This window comes from Ascidiimonas meishanensis (genome assembly GCF_037782385.1).
Classification (GTDB): domain Bacteria; phylum Bacteroidota; class Bacteroidia; order Flavobacteriales; family Flavobacteriaceae; genus Ascidiimonas; species Ascidiimonas meishanensis.
In genome coordinates, this window is record NZ_JBBEXD010000055.1 from 1 (window position 1) to 688 (window position 688).

Annotated in this window: 1 protein-coding gene; it reads right to left on the minus strand. The window is 39.7% G+C overall.

All coding sequences use genetic code 11. The features are described from left to right. A partial coding sequence (locus tag WBG07_RS19400; protein WP_340203794.1) for a condensation domain-containing protein occupies positions 1-688 on the minus strand: 688 nt, incomplete at both ends.

A 688-nucleotide genomic window follows, 5' to 3' on the forward strand; every position in this document is an offset into this window, starting at 1 on the left:
CTCATATCTCTGGTATCTACGACCCTTTCTACGATCTTTTCAAAAGGTGCGTGTTGATGTTCATAACTCTGTAGGGTAGTTAGTTTCACCTGAGACAAGAGTTCTTTAAACTCTATTTCTCCACTTAAGTCACTACGCAGTGCTAGGGTATTGACAAAGAACCCTATCATACCTTCTAATTCAGCTTGTGTACGGTTGGCAATAGGTGTTCCTACACAGATATCAGTTTGACCACTATACCTAAAGAGCAATACCTTAAAGGCAGCCAATAAGTACATAAATGGTGTAACGCCCTCGGCTCTGCATAATCTCTGTATGGATTCACTTAATTCTTTATCAATGGAGAAAGAAATGGAGGCACCTTTATTACTCTGTATGGCAGGTCTGTGATAGTCAGTCGGTAGGGATAGGTTAGAAACTCCTTTTAGTTTGTCCTCCCAATAGGCTAATTGGTTTTCTAAGATTTCTCCTTCCAGGTAGTTTCTTTGCCAAATGGCATAATCAGCATATTGTAGAGGTAAGTCGGGTAAACTCGGTTTTCTTTTTTGAGTAATGGCATTATAGATTTCCAGAAATTCTTGGATCCATATATGGTTTGACCACCCATCACTGGCGATGTGATGGAATACCATAGCCAGCACATAGTTTCCCTCTTCTATATGATACAAAGCAGAACGGAACTTATATT